Genomic DNA, 797 nt, shown 5'->3' with positions numbered 1-797 from the left:
CCTTAGTTTTGAAGAAGTGAAGAACAAGCTGCGCGACGAAGTCTCTAAGCGCATGATCGGTATGAAAGCTTCAATCTCGATGGGGGAGCTTAAGTCGATTAGGGTATTTGTGCTTGGTGAGGCGTATGTGCCAGGCAGCTATGTGGTGAGTTCACTATCGACCATTACTAATGCGCTTGTTTTGAGTGGAGGCATTAGTGAAAGTGGCTCGCTACGTAATATTCAACTCAAACGAAAAGGCGAGTTAGTACAAACGCTAGACTTGTATGAGCTGCTTTTGAAGGGTGATACCTCTAATGATGCGGCATTGCGTTCTGGGGATGTGGTGTTTATTCCTCCCGTTGGCAATACTGCAGGCGTAGATGGTGAAGTGCGCCGACCCGCAATTTATGAATTCAAAGAAGGTGAGACATTAAGTGATTTGCTTGGCTTTGCTGGCGGCTTAAAACCTTCTGCTTATCCTAAGAAGAGTACTCTAGAACGTATCAATGATGTCGATCAGCGAACTGTATTGAATGTATCGGCCAAAGCAGAAGATTTAAACGCGAATCCAGCGCAAGCGGGCGACATATTGCGTATTCCTTCAGTGCTTGAAAAAGTGGAAGATACGATTGCCCTGCGCGGCCATGTATATCGCCCTGGTGTACAAAGCTTCAAAGACGGAATGCGTCTAACTGACGTGATTAGTTCAGTCGATCAGCTGAAACCTGGCTCTGATTTGCGTTATGGCTTGGTTAAGAGGTATTTGCCGCCACAGCAAACTTTGAAGGTCTTGTCGTTCCGTATTGATCGCGCAC

General features: G+C 46.4%; 1 protein-coding gene. It reads left to right on the top strand.

Features of this window, described 5'->3' with window-relative positions:
* Positions 1 to 16: 16 nt before the first annotated feature.
* The coding region (locus A3762_RS03350; protein WP_231878717.1) for an SLBB domain-containing protein at positions 17 to 797 on the top strand (781 nt) is incomplete at its 3' end.

The organism is Oleiphilus sp. HI0125 (assembly GCF_001635355.1).
This window is presented reverse-complemented; position numbering and strand designations above follow the sequence as displayed.